At 67.6% G+C, this 14,462-nt stretch carries 16 protein-coding genes and 2 pseudogenes; 8 read left to right on the forward strand and 10 right to left on the reverse strand.

What is annotated here, in order from left to right; genetic code table 11:
* Nucleotides 1-24: 24 nt before the first annotated feature.
* Together IEZ21_RS13515 and IEZ21_RS47550 are read right to left on the reverse strand one after the other, a co-directional pair.
* Complete coding sequence (locus tag IEZ21_RS13515) at nucleotides 25-477, reverse strand: GNAT family N-acetyltransferase (RefSeq protein WP_189322106.1); 453 nt, start codon at nucleotides 475-477, stop codon at nucleotides 25-27.
* 9 nt (nucleotides 478-486) lie between these two features.
* Nucleotides 487-671 (reverse strand): annotated as a pseudogene (locus IEZ21_RS47550) (hypothetical protein); the annotation flags it as partial.
* Between the two features lie 5 nt (nucleotides 672-676).
* Here IEZ21_RS47550 and IEZ21_RS48800 point away from each other — a divergent pair.
* Nucleotides 677-802: pseudogene (locus tag IEZ21_RS48800) on the forward strand (MFS transporter); the annotation flags it as partial.
* 52 nt (nucleotides 803-854) lie between these two features.
* Here IEZ21_RS48800 and IEZ21_RS13520 read toward each other — a convergent pair.
* Entirely contained in the window at nucleotides 855-1,721 is an 867-nt protein-coding gene (locus IEZ21_RS13520; RefSeq protein ID WP_189322107.1) for a GNAT family N-acetyltransferase, read from the reverse strand.
* A gap of 5 nt (nucleotides 1,722-1,726) precedes the next feature.
* Nucleotides 1,727-2,263, reverse strand: a complete 537-nt coding sequence (locus IEZ21_RS13525) for a DUF2269 family protein (RefSeq protein ID WP_189322108.1) — start codon at nucleotides 2,261-2,263, stop codon at nucleotides 1,727-1,729.
* 76 nt (nucleotides 2,264-2,339) lie between these two features.
* Here IEZ21_RS13525 and IEZ21_RS13530 point away from each other — a divergent pair, with 76 nt between their 5' ends.
* Together IEZ21_RS13530 and IEZ21_RS13535 are read left to right on the forward strand one after the other, a co-directional pair.
* Entirely contained in the window at nucleotides 2,340-2,972 is a 633-nt protein-coding gene (locus IEZ21_RS13530) for an HAD family hydrolase (protein WP_189322109.1), read from the forward strand.
* Nucleotides 2,973-3,392: 420 nt separating this feature from the next.
* Nucleotides 3,393-4,868: a globin domain-containing protein gene (locus IEZ21_RS13535; RefSeq protein WP_246567676.1), complete on the forward strand. Its 1,476-nt coding sequence runs from the start codon at nucleotides 3,393-3,395 to the stop codon at nucleotides 4,866-4,868.
* A gap of 28 nt (nucleotides 4,869-4,896) precedes the next feature.
* Here the strand turns inward: IEZ21_RS13535 and IEZ21_RS13540 are convergent, their stop codons facing one another.
* The 5 genes from IEZ21_RS13540 to IEZ21_RS13560 form a co-directional block, all read right to left on the reverse strand.
* Nucleotides 4,897-5,379 carry an NUDIX domain-containing protein gene (locus IEZ21_RS13540; RefSeq protein ID WP_033321276.1) on the reverse strand — a complete coding sequence of 161 codons (483 nt, stop codon included), beginning with the start codon at nucleotides 5,377-5,379 and terminating at the stop codon, nucleotides 4,897-4,899.
* Nucleotides 5,380-5,421: 42 nt separating this feature from the next.
* Nucleotides 5,422-6,327 (reverse strand): LysR family transcriptional regulator, encoded by a 906-nt coding sequence (locus IEZ21_RS13545; RefSeq protein WP_189322111.1) that lies wholly within the window; start codon nucleotides 6,325-6,327, stop codon nucleotides 5,422-5,424.
* Nucleotides 6,328-6,544: 217 nt separating this feature from the next.
* A complete protein-coding gene (locus tag IEZ21_RS13550; RefSeq protein WP_189322112.1) occupies nucleotides 6,545-7,684 on the reverse strand; it encodes a cystathionine gamma-lyase in 1,140 nt (379 codons plus the stop codon).
* The gene (locus tag IEZ21_RS13555; RefSeq protein ID WP_189322113.1) at nucleotides 7,681-8,223 is read right to left on the reverse strand and encodes a low molecular weight protein-tyrosine-phosphatase; all 543 of its coding nucleotides are present in this window, start codon (nucleotides 8,221-8,223) and stop codon (nucleotides 7,681-7,683) included. The genes IEZ21_RS13550 and IEZ21_RS13555 overlap by 4 nt, the downstream gene beginning before the upstream one ends.
* A gap of 9 nt (nucleotides 8,224-8,232) precedes the next feature.
* Nucleotides 8,233-8,610, reverse strand: a complete 378-nt coding sequence (locus IEZ21_RS13560; protein ID WP_189322114.1) for a phage holin family protein — start codon at nucleotides 8,608-8,610, stop codon at nucleotides 8,233-8,235.
* Between the two features lie 48 nt (nucleotides 8,611-8,658).
* Between IEZ21_RS13560 and IEZ21_RS13565 the strand changes: the two genes are divergently transcribed.
* The 4 genes from IEZ21_RS13565 to IEZ21_RS13580 all read left to right on the forward strand — a co-directional run bounded on the left by IEZ21_RS13565 (nucleotide 8,659) and on the right by IEZ21_RS13580 (nucleotide 10,948).
* Nucleotides 8,659-8,976: a cupin domain-containing protein gene (locus IEZ21_RS13565; RefSeq protein ID WP_033321271.1), complete on the forward strand. Its 318-nt coding sequence runs from the start codon at nucleotides 8,659-8,661 to the stop codon at nucleotides 8,974-8,976.
* 160 nt (nucleotides 8,977-9,136) lie between these two features.
* Nucleotides 9,137-9,349: a DUF5326 family protein gene (locus tag IEZ21_RS13570; RefSeq protein WP_033321270.1), complete on the forward strand. Its 213-nt coding sequence runs from the start codon at nucleotides 9,137-9,139 to the stop codon at nucleotides 9,347-9,349.
* Between the two features lie 345 nt (nucleotides 9,350-9,694).
* Complete coding sequence (locus IEZ21_RS13575) at nucleotides 9,695-10,408, forward strand: IclR family transcriptional regulator (RefSeq protein WP_189322279.1); 714 nt, start codon at nucleotides 9,695-9,697, stop codon at nucleotides 10,406-10,408.
* Nucleotides 10,409-10,507: 99 nt separating this feature from the next.
* Nucleotides 10,508-10,948: an SsgA family sporulation/cell division regulator gene (locus tag IEZ21_RS13580; RefSeq protein WP_189322115.1), complete on the forward strand. Its 441-nt coding sequence runs from the start codon at nucleotides 10,508-10,510 to the stop codon at nucleotides 10,946-10,948.
* Between the two features lie 38 nt (nucleotides 10,949-10,986).
* Here IEZ21_RS13580 and IEZ21_RS13585 read toward each other — a convergent pair whose 3' ends face one another.
* The gene (locus IEZ21_RS13585; RefSeq protein WP_189322116.1) at nucleotides 10,987-12,417 is read right to left on the reverse strand and encodes a YibE/F family protein; all 1,431 of its coding nucleotides are present in this window, start codon (nucleotides 12,415-12,417) and stop codon (nucleotides 10,987-10,989) included.
* A gap of 221 nt (nucleotides 12,418-12,638) precedes the next feature.
* Between IEZ21_RS13585 and thiC the strand changes: the two genes are divergently transcribed.
* Complete coding sequence (thiC, locus tag IEZ21_RS13590; protein ID WP_246567678.1) at nucleotides 12,639-14,459, forward strand: phosphomethylpyrimidine synthase ThiC; 1,821 nt, start codon at nucleotides 12,639-12,641, stop codon at nucleotides 14,457-14,459.
* Nucleotides 14,460-14,462 lie beyond the last annotated feature (3 nt).

Below are 14,462 nucleotides of genomic sequence, written 5' to 3' on the forward strand. Positions count from 1 at the left end.
CCTCCGCGGGATGCATACACCGCCTCAGAGAGGCAGCTTGAACCCCACATGGGAGGCCGTGAACCCGAGGCGTTCGTAGAACCGGTGGGCGTCGGCGCGGGTGGCGTCGGAGGTCAGCTGGACCAACTGGCAGCCCTCGCGCCGGGACTGGTCGACGGCCCATTCGATGAGACGGGAACCCAGGCCGCTGCCGCGCTCGTCGACGTGAACGCGCACGCCTTCGATGATCGAGCGAGTCGCTCCCTTGCGGGACAGGCCGGGAACGATCGTGAGCTGGAGGGTGCCGACGACGCGGCCTTTGCGTACGGCGACGACCAAGTGCTGGTTCGGGTCACCGCTCAGGCGGTTCAGTGCGGTCAGGTACGGGGACAGGTCGTCCGGTGATTCGCGCTGGGCGCCCAGCGGATCGTCGGCGAGCATCGCGACGATGACCGGGACGTCCTCCGCGACAGCGGGTCGTATCTCGAGGTCTCCCATGGCGGCAGCCTATGCGGGCACGTCCTGCGCAGGCGTGCTCTGTGCGGGCGTGGAGGCGGACACGCTCACCGACTCCACGACACGGACCAGCGAGGCCAGTTCGGGATTCTGGCCGCTTCGTCGAGTGCCTCACGCAGGGCGGCGCCGTTGGTGGGGCGACGCGTCTCTTCTGGGAGTTTGAGGCCCGCCTCGGTACCGCCCCAACTGGGTCGGCGCCGCTCTCGCCGCCGCGGCCCTGCTGCTCGCCGTACTGTAGGCCGCCCTGGAGCGCCGCGCCGACGTCCCGAGCATCGTCGTGGCAGCCGCGGAGCCCGACGGACGGAGGGAACGCCGTCCGGCCGCTGATCCGCGGCCCGGGCAGTCTCGTACAAGGTGGCTCAGCCTGCCGCCACCGTCAGGGGAGCGAACCGGCGCGTCCAGTCGCCGGGGAGTTCCGCGATGCTGTACGTCATGACCGCGTTGAAGCTGGTGGAGGCGAGGCCGCGGGCCTTGACCCACGCCAGCAGTTCCTCGTGCCGTACGTCGATATCCGTGCGCAGTACGTGGTTGGTGTGGGCGGCCAGCGAGGCGATGAGCGCCTTCGCCGTCTCCGTGTCCCGGGCGATCAGCGGGCCCACGACATGGTTGTCCAAATTGGGCCAGGCGGCCGCGTACCCGGTGATCTGCCCGTCCTCCTCGGCGACGCGCAGTTGGTCGGCGAAGGCCGGCAGTCGCGTGATCATGTGCGTGCGGTCGGTGCCGAAGATTTCTTCGTCGAGCCGGAGGATCGCGGGAAGGTCCTCGGCCGTGGCCGCACGCGTGGTGGCCTCGGGCTCCGGACCGCCGGGCGTGAAGTGCCCGCGGACCATCTCGGCCCGGCCAGTGGCCTTGAAGCCCAGCTCCTCGTACAGGGGGCGGCCGTACGGCGTCGCGTGCAGGGTCAGCGGGGTGGTGCCCAGTTCCGTGACAACGTGCTGCATCAGGCGGCGACCAACGCCTTGCCGGGCGTACCGTTCGGCGACCAGCACCATGCCGATGGCGGCCAGATCGGGGCGCTCCCGTGGTCCGTACGAGGTCACGACGCAGGCGCTGACGAGGCCGCCGTCCGGGTCGTTGATGGCATAACCCCTGCCTGCCGCCAGTAGCAGACCCCACTTGTGCTCCTCGCGGGGCCAGCCCCGGTTCTCGGACAAGTCGGCGCATGCGGCGAGGTCACGCGGCGTCAGACGGCGGATGGGCAGGGCGGCGAGGGAAGGAGTCGGCACGCTTGTCAGGCTGTCTGACTGGTGCGCTCGGCGTCCACCGGTTTCCGGGCGGCCTTGCGCAGATTTTGACCACGCCTGGTCAGGCCCCAGGGCTTGAGGACCGAGATCACCGTCATGAAGCCATAGGCGGACAGCGAGACGATCGGCCCGGCCAGTACCTCGCTGACGTCGGGCAGCGGTCCGCCCGCGGAGACGGCGGCGACCGCGGAGTTGACTCCAGGACGCAGCGCGAAGACTGTGGCGGTCACCGTGGCCAGAGTCAGCCAGAACTTCGTGTAGACCCATCGGTGCCTCGCCAGGCCCCACGGGGTGCCCAGGGACAGCACCAGACCGCTGAGGAAGGTAAGGAACGCGAGGGGGAGCAGGAGCCAGTCGGCGAAGAGCTTCATGGCGCGGACGGAAGCCTCCACGGTCACTGCGGAACCTGTGATGGCCGCAGTGATTCCGAGCACGAGCAGCCCGAGCGTGAGCCCGAGCCAGCATGCGGAAGCGGCTACATGGACAACGAGGGTGGCCCGGCGTGCGGGGCGGGTTAGTTTCACGTGAAACACCGTGCCGGGCGGGAGCGGTGAGGACGTCTGACCGCGGGAGTAACCCCACGTACTAGCCTCGGCGTACATGGCGAGACTTCATCTCTTCGATCTGGACGGGACGTTGCTGCACGGCAGCTCGGCGCCCGTGGAGATTTCCCGGCAACTCGGGCTGGAAGCCGAGACGGTGGCGCTCGACAAGGCGATCGGTGCGGGGCGTATAAGCCCGCCGGAGTATGCGACGCGTGTGCATGCCCTCTGGGCGGAACTCACCGAGGCACATGTGGCAGCGGCCTTCGCAGGCGCTCCTTGGCTGTCGGGCATTGAGGACGTCTGGGCGGAGATCAGGGGGAGCGGCGACTACTGCGCCGTCATCTCGCTGTCGCCGTCGTTCTTCGTGGAGCGGTTGACGGAGTGGGGTGCGCACGCGGCTCACGGTTCGCGCTTCCCTGCCGTGCCGTTCACCGAGCCCGTGGATCCGGCGGGGATTCTGAGCGCCGCCGCCAAGGTGCAGATCGCGGACCGGCTCTGCGCGGAGTACGGACTGGGACGGGCGGACTGTATTGCGTACGGCGACTCGATGTCGGACAAGGACCTGTTCGGGGCGGTTCCGGTATCCGTCGCCGTCAATGCGGATCAGCATCTGACGGGGCTGGCCACGCACTCCTACGTGGGGCGTGATCTGTTGGATGCCTATCAACTAGTCGAACGTTCCCGGTAATTGAAGGAATTGCCGGTTCGGTCTCTGGCAATTCCAGGCGCAGGAAACTGGGGACTTGTGCGGCGGACCGTGACCGGTAGGGTCGACTCCGGTTCCGGTGTGATGTGCGCGTGTCGCGCGCATGTCCCGCGGGGAACGAGCGCAGGTCAACACAGCCTAACGGGACAGAGAGATCGAAGACCCGCATTCTCCGTAATGCGGCCAGGATGTTGGCGAAGGGTGGGACGCTGCGATGGCGGTAGTGCGGCCATTGTCACACTCTTGCCTTACTTGTCCGTAGGGGGCGGGATTTCGGGTTCGAATGTGCCCGAATTGGCCAGCGGGACAGAACGGAAAAAAGCCGTCTGCGGGGGAAAGCAGGCATCTTCCGATCGAGGAAGTGCGCAGACCGACCGAAAGATGTTCGAGGCGAGGCACAGCATGGACGCTCCGACCACCACGTCGGCCGACAACGGCACTTCAGGGGGCAACGGCGAGGGCGGCTGGTTCACGCCGCGCAGGCAGCCGGAGCCGCCCGTGGGCGGCGAGCAGGAGCCGACCGGGGGTAGCCGTCTGGCCGCGTTGCGCCCCGTGGGCAGGCCGGCGACGGACAACGGCAAGGCAGCGCAGAAACGAATATCTCCCGTCGCGGAAGCCGACCCGGCCGACGCCGCCAACACCGAAGCCAGGGCCGACACCACCAACGCCTCCCCGACCGACGCCCCCGGCGAGACCACCACCCCGTACCAGCCGGACCCTCAACCCCTCCTCCCCGAACAGCGATCCGCCCCCTCTCATCCTGCGTCCCCCGACGCCGTCCGTGTCCGCCGCACCATGGCCGAGGTGGCCCCCATCGCCGACAAGGTCACCTCGTACTTCTACGCTCTGCTCTTCGTACGCCACCCCGACCTGCGCCCGCTGTTCCCGGCCGCGATGGACACCCAGCGGGACCGGCTGCTCAAGGCGCTGCTGACCGCGGCCGAGCACATTGACAACACCGAGGTCCTGGTCGCGTATCTGCAGAACCTCGGTCGCGGGCACCGCAAGTACGGCACCCGACCCGAGCACTATCCGGCTGTCGGCGAGTGCCTCATCGGCTCCCTGAGCCAGCACGCCTCGGCGATCTGGGACGAGGAGACCGAGGCGGCCTGGGTCCGGACATATACGACGATCTCGCAGATCATGATCGATGCCGCGGCCGCGGACGAGCTGCTCGCCCCGGCCTGGTGGCATGCCGAGGTCGTCTCGCACGACCTCAGAACCCCTGACGTCGCCGTCATCACGGTCCGCCCCGACCAGCCGTACCCCTTCCTGGCCGGGCAGTACACCAGCCTGGAGACGCCCTGGTGGCCGCGGATCTGGCGGCACTACTCCTTCGCCTCGGCACCCCGCTCCGACGGGCTGCTGTCCTTCCACGTGAAAGCGGTCCCGGCGGGCTGGGTCTCCAACGCACTCGTGCACCATGCCCGGCCCGGCGACATCATCCGGCTCGGCCCGCCGTCCGGGTCGATGACCGTCGACCACACCACCGACAGCGGGCTGCTCTGCCTGGGCGGCGGCACCGGGATCGCCCCCATCAAGGCACTGGTCGAGGACGTTGCCGAGCATGGCGAGCGGCGCCCAGTTGAGGTCTTCTACGGTGCCCGCACCGATCACGACCTGTACGACATCGACACGATGCTGCGGCTCCAGCAGATCCACCCCTGGCTCGCGGTCCGCCCGATCGTCGACCAGCAGGCGCATGTCCAGCTCCCCGACGCCATACGGGAGTACGGGCCGTGGAACGAGTTCGACGCGTATCTCTCGGGCCCGCCCGGCATGATCCGCAGCGGTGTGCACACGCTGAGAGACATCGGCATCCCGTCGGAGCGGATACGACACGACTCGGTGGAGGAACTCGTCGCGGCCGTGGACTGACCCCGCCGCCCACCTGAGGAGCGGGACGTCAGCCCAAGTCAGGCGCGTGCAGTGCCCGTACGCCCTCGATGTTGCCGTCCAGATAGTGCCGCAGCGACAGCGGTACGAGATGGACGGAGGCGATCCCCACCCGTGTGAAGGGAATGCGTACGATCTCGTATTCGCCGCTCGGCTCGTCGATCTCGGGGCCATGGCGCTGGGAGGGGTCCATCGACTCCAGCCGGCACACGAAGAAGTGCTGTACTTTCACGCCGGTGGTGCTGGCGTCCTCGCCGATGTGCTCGACGGTGTCGACGAAGCAGGGCACCACGTCAGTGATCTTGGCGCCGAGCTCTTCGTGGACTTCACGGTGGAGTGCGTCGACGACGGATGTGTCCTCCGGCTCGACCCCGCCGCCGGGCGTCAGCCAGTAGGGATCCACGCCGGGCTTGGTTCGCTTGATCAGGACCAGGTCGTCGCCGTCCAGCAGGACGGCGCGGGCGGTGCGCTTGACCACGGGTCGGACGGTCATGGAAGAAATGTGGCCCCGCTGGTTCCACGTGAAACATCCCCGTCATGACCAGTCGGTGGCGGCCTGAAGCAACCATTCGTGCGCTCGTGCGATATGTGGCATGGCGAGCGTGCCGGTGCGTACCACCAGGAAGTACGTACGCAACGGGGGCACCGCGGGTTCGAGCAGTGCCACCACGTCGCCGCACTCCAGCGCCGTTGCGCACAGATAGCGGGGCAACACCGCGAGCCCCGCGCCGGTGATCGCACAGGCGAGGACCGCACGCAGGTCGGGGACGATGACGGTGCCCGACGCTGCCGGGCGGCAGTCGAAGACGGCGGCCCAGTAGCGGGCGACGAACGGCAGCGACTCGTGCACCTCCACCACGGGGAAGTTCTCCAGGACGGGCGCGCCCTCGCAGAGCAGCTTGCCGGAGCCGATACGGGCCTCCCAGCGCGGCGAGGCGACCAGGACGTGCTCCTCGTCGCAGAGCGGAGTCGCCGTGAGCAGGGCACCGCGCGGACGGGCCGTACTGATGGCCAGATCGTGATGTCCGGCGGCGAGCCCCTCCAGCGTCTCCTCGGCATTGCCGAATGAGGCCCGCAAAGCGAGGCCCTGGCCGTCGTCTCCGGTCAGCTCTGTCAGCGCGGGCAGGGCACGTTCGGCGGTGAACTCCGGCGGGCCGGCCAAGTGAAGGGTACGTACGGAGGAGGTTTCGTCGAGGCCGGTCTCGGCGATCTCCACAAGGGCGTCCAGGTGCGGGGCGGCCTTGTGGGCGAGCTCGTCGCCGATGGTCGTGGGTGTCACGCCGCGGGCCTGGCGCAGAAAGAGGGGCCGCCCCAGTTGACGTTCCAGGGTGCGGATCTGGGAGGTGACGGCCGGCTGCGAGAGGCCGAGCAGCGCGGCGGCGCGGGTGAAGGAGCCGGCCCGGTGCACGGTCACGAAGGTCCGTAGCAAGGCCAGATCCATGGTGTGTCGCCCCTCTCTGCAGCCCCACGGCAGCGCTCAACTATAAATAAGTCGATAGGTCTCTGTCGCTACTGTGATTGGACACTGACACAGAGTCAACTAGCCTTGTTCGCGCGGTTCTTCGCGCGCAGAACCGGGACGGTCCGAGCCACGAGGGGGGAGGCTCGGACCGTCCGCCGTCCGATTTCGGGTTACTGATCGGTCGCTCAGGAAGCCGTCACCGCGCCGACTCATCGAGGGCGCGGAGCACATCCGCCACCAGGTCCCCGGGATCCTCGGCGCCGACCGAAAACCGGATGAAGCCCTCCCCGACCGCATCCCCGCCCCACCGTCCGCGCCGCTCGGCCGTGGACCGCACCCCGCCGAAGCTCGTCGCACCGTCCACCAGGCGCAGCGCCTCGAGAAAACGGTCGGCACGCGCGCGCGTGGGCAACGAAAACGACACCACACACCCGTAGCGTTTCATTTGCTGCGAGGCGATCTTGTACGAGGGATCGTCGGGCAGCCCCGGATAGCGCAGTCCCGTCACTTCGTCCCGGCCGTGCAGCGCCTCGGCCAGTGTCAGGGCGGTGGCGTTCTGCCGGTCGACGCGCAGTTGGAGCGTGGCGATGGAGCGGTGTGCGAGCCAGGCCTCCATCGGCCCCGGAATGGCACCGACGATCTTGCGCCAGCGCCGTACGGCGGCCATGGCTGAGGCGTCGCCACCAGTTACGTACCCCAGCAGGATGTCCCCGTGCCCGGTGAGCTGCTTGGTGCCGCTGGCCATCGAGAAGTCGGCGCCGAGTTCCAGCGGGCGCTGTCCGAGCGGGGTCGCCAGGGTGTTGTCGACGGCGACCAGGCAGCCATGCGCGCGTGCCGCCGCGGCGAGCCGCCGGATGTCGCACACATCGAGCCCAGGGTTCGACGGGCTCTCGATCCACAGCAGCTTCGCGCCGTCGAGTACGCCGAGTTGTGCGTCGCCTCCGGTCGGCGCGGTGCGCACCTCGATGCCGTACGCCTCGAGCTGCTCGCGTATGAGCGGCAGCACCTGGTAGCCGTCGCTGGGCAGCACGACCGTGTCACCAGTACCCAGCTGTGAGAAGAGGACCGCCGAGGCGGCGGCCACGCCCGAGGCGAACACGAGCGTCTCGACGCCGCCCTGGCCCGGCGCCTCCAGCTCGCCGATGGCGCGCTCCAGGTGGGTCCAGGTCGGGTTCTCGTCACGGCCGTAGGCGTACGGGCCCGTGGGGTCCCCCGGCAGGTGGTAGTGGGCGGCGAAGACCGGCCCCGGGAGGGTCGGCTCGTGCTTGACGGGGTCGGGCAGCCCGGCCCGCACCGCGCGTGTGCCGTCGCCCGGCCCCGTATCGGCATCCGTCATGCCGCTTCTCCCTCCACGTGTTTCTGAGCCGCGGCGAGCAGACCGACGCTCGCCGCCTCGATCATCTCAAGGCACTCCTCGAAGCCGTCCATACCTCCGTAGTAGGGGTCCGGTACGTCGAGGTCGTGGCCTGCGGATTCAGAAGGGGTGTGCGAAGCACTCGTTGAGGGGTGGTGGTCGGGCGACGGGCGGGAGTACGAGCGCAGGAGCTGGACCTTCTCCGCGTCCGCCGAGGTCGGCGCGAGGCGTCGCAGGGCCTCCAGATGACTGCTGTCGAGCGCGATGACCAAGTCGAGCCGGGAGAACCACGAGGCCCGGAACTGGCGGGCCGTGTGGTCGCTGTCGTAGCCGTTCGCCTCCAGGACGGAAACGGTGCGCGGGTCGGCGCCGTCTCCTTCGTGCCAGCCGCCGGTGCCGGCGCTGTCCACCTCGATCAGTCCGTCGAGCCCGGCCTCCGCCACACGCGCGCGGAAGACGGATTCGGCCATCGGGGAGCGGCAGATGTTGCCGGTACAGACGAAGCACACGCGATAGGGCATCAGGGTCGCTCAGTCCTTGTCGGGGAGGACGACGTTCAGCGCCCAGGAGACGATCGAGATGATCAGGCCGCCCAGGACGGCGGTCCAGAATCCCTCGACATGGAAGCTCAGGTCGAGCTTGTCCGCGAGCCATGAGGTGAGCAGCAGCATCAGAGCGTTGATCACCAGGGTGATCAGGCCGAGGGTGAGGATGAACAGCGGGAAGGTAAGCACCTTCACGATCGGCTTGACCAGGAAGTTCACCACGCCGAAGATCAGCGCCACGAGAAGCAGTGTGCCGATCTCCTTGCCCGTGCTGTCGCCGGTCAGGGTGATCTTGTCGAGTATCCAAACGGCGACGGCGAGAGCGCCCGCGTTGGCGATCGTCTTGACTACGAAATTCTTCATGTGTCTGATCGTGGCAGACGAGATCGGTAACTAGTGCGGACGAGGGCGATGAAGGCATTCCGGCTGGATGAACTGGAGGCGGAGCGCGCCGCCAACGACGGTGCGTATCTCCAGTTTCTGCGCGAGAAGAACATGTCGGTCGGCCTGTACGCGCTGAACGCGGGCACGCAGGACCCGCAGCAGCCCCACCGCCAGGACGAGGTGTACTTCGTCGTGAGCGGCCGCGCCGCGATCACGGTGGGCATGGAGACGACCCAGGTGGCGCGCGGCAGCGTCGTCTATGTGCCTGCGGGGGTAGCCCACAAGTTCCACCACATCAGCGAGGATCTGCGGGTTCTGGTGGTCTTCTCTCCACCGGAGAGCTGACGTCCGGTCTCAGGGTTCCCTAGGGGAACGATCAGGGGAGGGCAAGGGGTGCCAGGCCCCCGTCGACACCCCTGTCGCGCCTAGCATCGAAGGCAGGACATTCGAGACCCGTCGCCCCCTCAGCAGGGGGCGACGGGCAGAGAGACAAGGAACAAGGGCGATGGGTGAAATCTTCGCGGGGATGCCGTGGTGGGTGAAGTGGGTCGCGGTGCCGGTCATCGCTCTGGTCGTGTTCGGCGGCGTGATAGCGAGCGTCGTCGGGTTCGTGATCGGCCTGCTCTTCAAGGTGCTGGTGTTCGTGGCGCTGGTCGGCGGAGTCATGTACGTCGTACGGAAGTTCATGGCGAGCTCGTCGTCACGGAGCGACTGGTAGAGCGCCTGGTGGAGCAGCTCGTACGCGGCGGAAGCGGGCAGACGGGCTGCCGCAGGGGGTTGCCGACAACCGGTCGGCAATAACAGGAATCAACGATTCCCTCGGGGGAGGGAAGTTTCGGGGCAGGCCGTCCGCGAGCGGTGGCGGGCAGTTAAAGTCCGGAATTCGACGCGGGGTTGATCCCCGCGGGCGGCGCACAGACCCCTCCCGTGACACCCCCGCACGGGTGGCCCCCTCGCGCTTAGGGAGTGACCCTTGGCCACTGCTGACACCGCATCCCCAGGACCGAACGTCCCTTCCACCGAGCCGAACCCCACGACACTCATCGGATCCGTGCAGCGTGCGATGCGCCTCCTGGAATCCGCCGCCCAGCACGAGCACGGGGCGCCCGCCAAGCAACTGGCCCGCGAGACCCACCTCGCGCTGCCCACGGCATACCACCTGCTGCGCACCCTCGCCCACGAAGGCTATCTGCGCCGCGAGAAGGGCCTGTTCTTCCTCGGTGAGGCGGCCGAGCGACTCAGCAGCAGCGCCGCCCGGCAGAAACGTCGCAGCACGGTCGTCGACGCGCTCGCGCAGTGGCGCGATTCGATCGGGGTGCCCGTGTACTACGCGGTCTACCGAGAGGGCGAGATCGACGTCCAGTGCGTCGCCGACACCCCCGCCAATCCGGCGGTAGAGGAGTGGGCAGATTTCCGCGAGACCGGGCACGCTCACGCGATCGGCCAGTGCCTGCTGTCCCAGCTCGACGAGGAGGCCCGCCGCGACCACCTCGACCGGTATCCCGTGCAGTCGATCACTCCGTACACGGTGCGTGACGATTACATTCTGTTGCGGCGCCTCGACGGGGCAAAGCGCATGCAGCCCGTGGTCGAGCGGCAGGAATATGCGTTGGGGACGGTCTGCGCCGCGATTCCGATCACCGCGGGCACCACGGTCGGCTCGATGGCCATCTCACTGCCCGCACACCAGGCGGACCGACTGCTGCCCGCGGCACGGCAGTTGCAGAACGAGATCGGCAGGCTGCCAGGGACACTCGCCCTCTCTATCAGCATCTGAAAACTCACTCCTTGTGATCTGATGTGTACGTTCAGCAAGATGCCAGCAGTGTCAGGTGGATGGTTCCTGGCCAGGCAACGGCAGACGGTGGGGTAGGCGATGCGCGAGTCAGCAGTACAGGCAGAGATCATGATGAGCTTTCTCGTGTCGGAGGAGCTCTCCTTCCGCATTCCGGTGGAGCTTCGATACGAGACCTCTGATCCCTATGCCGTACGGCTGACCTTCCACCTGCCCGGCGATGCCCCGGTGACCTGGGCTTTCGGCCGGGAGCTGCTGATCGACGGAGTGGGGCGGCCGTGTGGAGTCGGCGATGTGCACATTGCGCCCGCCGGCTCCGAGGGGTTCGGCGATGTGCTGATCCGGCTCCAAGTGGGCGTCGACCAAGCGCTGTTCCGCTGCGGTGCGGTGCCGCTCGTGGCGTTCCTGGACCGCACGGACAAGCTGGTGCCACTGGGACAGGAGCACTCTCTCGCCAACTTCGACACGCATCTCGACGAGGCCCTGGACCGCATCCTGGCGGAGGAACAGAGCGCGGGCTGAGTCGTACGGTCGTACGGCACTCAGAGTGCCGTAACGCTTCAGCGCTTGCGGCGGCGTCCCCTTCCGCCGAGCACCGGCGTCCTGACGCCTGCCTGTGCCTGCTCCGGTGGTTGTGCCTGCGTAGGTGTCTGCGTCGGGGACACGGAGCCGGGGCGGTCCGCCGAGACCACGAGAGCGGCCAGGGCCGTGGTGACCGGTACGGAGGCGACCAGGCCGATCGAGCCGACGAGCGTACGCACGATCTCCTCGGCGACCAGCTCACTGTTGGCCACCGTCCCCACGCCGCTCTGCGCGATCGAGAACAGCAGCAACAAGGGAAGCGCGGCGCCTGCGTACGCGAGAACGAGCGTGTTGACGACGGACGCGATGTGGTCGCGGCCGATACGGATACCCGCGCGGTACAGCCCGCGCCAGCCCATCGACGGATTGGCCGCGTGCAGCTCCCAGACCGCCGACGTCTGCGTCACCGTCACATCGTCGAGCACACCGAGCGAACCGATGATGACGCCCGCGAGCAGCAGACCGCTCATGTCGATGGACGGGTACAAGCCATGGATCAGACCGGTGTTGTCGTCCGTGTTGCCGGTGAGTGCGGACCAGTCGATGAACAGGGAGCCGAGAAGCCCGATCAGCAACAGCGACAGCAGGGTTCCGAGCACCGCGACCGATGTTCGGGCGGAGAGCCCATGGCAGGCGTAGAGCGCGATCAGCATGATGGCGCTCGCCCCGACGACCGCCACGACCAGGGGGTTCGATCCCTGAAGTATCGCGGGCAGGATGAAGAACGTCAGGAGAAGGAAGCTGACGGCAAGCGAGATCAGCGCCATGACGCCGCGCATCCGGCCCACCACGACCACGGCGAGCGCGAAGATCCCGGCGAGCAGCGCCATCGGGAGCCTGCGGTTCACATCGGTGACCGAGTACTGAAGATCCTTGGGGGCGTCGGGCGCGTACGCCACGATCACTTCCTGCCCCTGGCTCAGCTGCCGCGACGAGTCTGGCTGGACGATCTCCGTGAAGGTACGGCCCTTGTCCTTGCCGGTGTCGACCCGGACCGTCGCCTTCTTGCAGATGCCGTTCGCCTGCTGCTGAGCGGAGGAGCCCTCTGCGGTCGAGGTGTCGCCGGTCGGAGTGCCTCCCGAGGCGTTGACGGACTTGCAGTCCACCTCGTCGACCTTGGTCACCGTGGCCTGCTGGGTCTGCCGGTCGAAGCCGACGCCGGTGCGTTCATGGGGTGGAGCACCGCCTGGCCACAGCACGGCCAGGCCTACAACGACCGCCGTGGCGAAGGGAATCAGCACCGCGGCGATGATCTTGCGCAAGTGTTTGGACACAGGGGCTGGAGGACCATGGCCATGGCTGTGCGCATGGCTGTGGCCATGACCGTCACCAGAGCCGTGGTTGTCGCCGGGGCCGGGCCCGTACGGCGGTTCGGACGGGGGAAGCGGGGGCTGATGCGTCGTAGTCACCGACCGATCATCGCAAGAACGGAAGGGGCCCACTGTTCAGCGCGCCCAATATGACGCTAGCGTGGAAGGGCCTTTTGTACACGCGGGAGCTCGGAGCACCGGGCTGAGAGGGCGCTGACCTCCGTCCCAGCGATGTTTCACGTGGAACATCGCCGTACGGAAACCGCTGCGTCGACCGCTGAACCTGTTACCGGGTAATGCCGGCGTAGGGAGTAGGTCTCATGACCAACAAGGACGTACGCACGCCTGCCTCCAGCCACACGGACGGGGATTCCGCCTCGTCCGGGAACGGCGAGGCCGGGAAGTCCATCGGCTGGCACAAGGCATACGTCGAGGGCTCGCGCCCCGACCTGCGGGTGCCGGTCCGTCAGGTGCACCTCACCAACGGGCAGTCAGTCACCCTGTACGACACCTCCGGCCCGTACACCGATCCGACCGTCGACACCGATGTCCGCAGGGGCCTGGCGCCACTGCGCGAGAACTGGATCATCGCCCGCGGCGACACCGAGGAGTATGCGGGCCGTCCCCTCCGCCCCGAGGACGACGGGATCAAGCACACCTCGCCGCGCGGCGGACTGCGCAACCTCGACGCTGTCTTCCCTGGGCGTCCGCGCCAGCCACGCCGAGGCCGCAGCGGTACGGCCGTCACGCAACTCGCGTACGCACGACGTGGCGAGATCACACCGGAAATGGAATTCGTGGCGGTCCGCGAGAACGTCGAGCCCGAGGTCGTACGCGAGGAAATCGCCGCCGGACGAGCCGTGCTGCCCGCGAACGTCAACCATCCGGAGATCGAGCCGATGATCATCGGTAAGCGATTCCTGGTGAAAGTCAACGCCAACATCGGTAATTCGGCGGTCACTTCCTCCATCGAGGAGGAGGTCGAGAAGATGACCTGGGCGACCCACTGGGGCGCCGATACGGTCATGGACCTGTCCACCGGCCGCAATATTCACACCACCCGCGAGTGGGTGCTGCGCAACTCCCCCGTCCCCATCGGCACGGTCCCGCTCTACCAGGCGCTCGAGAAGGTCGACGGCCGCGCCGAGGAGCTGACCTGGGAGATCTACAAAGACACGGTCATCGAGCAGGCCGAGCAAGGCGTGGACTACATGACCGTGCACGCGGGCGTGCGCCTGCCGTACGTACCGCTCACCGCGAACCGCAAGACCGGCATCGTCTCGCGTGGCGGCTCGATCATGGCGGCCTGGTGCCTCGCGCACCACAAGGAGTCGTTCCTCTACGAGAACTTCGAGGAGCTGTGCGAGATCCTGGCCGCCTACGACGTCACGTACTCGCTCGGCGACGGGCTGCGGCCCGGCTCGATCGCGGACGCCAACGACGCAGCTCAGTTCGCGGAGTTGAGGACGCTCGGGGAACTCAACACGATCGCCAAGCGTTTCAACGTACAGACCATGATCGAGGGCCCGGGACATGTCCCGATGCACAAGATCAAGGAGAACATCGACCTTCAGCAGGAGATCTGTGATGAAGCTCCGTTCTATACGCTCGGCCCGCTGACGACGGACGTCGCGCCGGCATACGACCACATCACCTCCGGCATCGGTGCCGCGATGATCGCCTGGTGGGGCACGGCCATGCTCTGCTATGTCACGCCCAAGGAACACTTGGGCCTGCCCAACCGCGACGACGTCAAGACTGGCGTCATCACCTACAAGATCGCCGCCCACGCAGCCGACCTCGCCAAGGGGCACCCAGGTGCGCAGGAATGGGACGACGCGCTGTCCGACGCCCGCTTCGAGTTCCGCTGGGAGGATCAGTTCAATCTGGCCCTCGACCCTGACACGGCCCGAGAATTCCACGACGAAACCCTCCCGGCCGAGCCCGCCAAGACGGCCCACTTCTGCTCGATGTGCGGGCCGAAGTTCTGTTCGATGAAGATTAGCCAAAGCATCACAGAGCAGTTCGGCGGTACGGCTGCTGCGGGAGCGACGGCCGAGGAGGTCGCTGAGGGGATGCTGCAGAAGTCGAAGGAGTTCGCGGCGAGCGGGAACAGGGTCTACCTGCCGCTGGCGGACTGAAGC

The sequence above is a fragment of the Streptomyces flaveus genome, assembly GCF_014647675.1.
In the GTDB taxonomy this organism is placed as follows: Bacteria; Actinomycetota; Actinomycetes; order Streptomycetales; family Streptomycetaceae; genus Streptomyces; species Streptomyces flaveus.

Excerpts from the sequence above, each read along its gene's own strand:
- IEZ21_RS13515 (WP_189322106.1), bottom strand. The coding sequence starts at position 477 with ATGGGAGACCTCGAGATACGACCCGCTGTCGCGGAGGACGTCCCGGTC.
- IEZ21_RS13530 (WP_189322109.1), top strand. The coding sequence starts at position 2,340 with ATGGCGAGACTTCATCTCTTCGATCTGGACGGGACGTTGCTGCACGGC.
- IEZ21_RS13535 (WP_246567676.1), top strand. The coding sequence starts at position 3,393 with ATGGACGCTCCGACCACCACGTCGGCCGACAACGGCACTTCAGGGGGC.
- IEZ21_RS13540 (WP_033321276.1), bottom strand. The coding sequence starts at position 5,379 with ATGACCGTCCGACCCGTGGTCAAGCGCACCGCCCGCGCCGTCCTGCTG.
- IEZ21_RS13545 (WP_189322111.1), bottom strand. The coding sequence starts at position 6,327 with ATGGATCTGGCCTTGCTACGGACCTTCGTGACCGTGCACCGGGCCGGC.
- IEZ21_RS13550 (WP_189322112.1), bottom strand. The coding sequence starts at position 7,684 with ATGACGGATGCCGATACGGGGCCGGGCGACGGCACACGCGCGGTGCGG.
- IEZ21_RS13555 (WP_189322113.1), bottom strand. The coding sequence starts at position 8,223 with ATGCCCTATCGCGTGTGCTTCGTCTGTACCGGCAACATCTGCCGCTCC.
- IEZ21_RS13560 (WP_189322114.1), bottom strand. The coding sequence starts at position 8,610 with ATGAAGAATTTCGTAGTCAAGACGATCGCCAACGCGGGCGCTCTCGCC.
- IEZ21_RS13565 (WP_033321271.1), top strand. The coding sequence starts at position 8,659 with ATGAAGGCATTCCGGCTGGATGAACTGGAGGCGGAGCGCGCCGCCAAC.
- IEZ21_RS13570 (WP_033321270.1), top strand. The coding sequence starts at position 9,137 with ATGGGTGAAATCTTCGCGGGGATGCCGTGGTGGGTGAAGTGGGTCGCG.
- IEZ21_RS13575 (WP_189322279.1), top strand. The coding sequence starts at position 9,695 with ATGCGCCTCCTGGAATCCGCCGCCCAGCACGAGCACGGGGCGCCCGCC.
- IEZ21_RS13580 (WP_189322115.1), top strand. The coding sequence starts at position 10,508 with ATGCGCGAGTCAGCAGTACAGGCAGAGATCATGATGAGCTTTCTCGTG.
- thiC (WP_246567678.1), top strand. The coding sequence starts at position 12,639 with ATGACCAACAAGGACGTACGCACGCCTGCCTCCAGCCACACGGACGGG.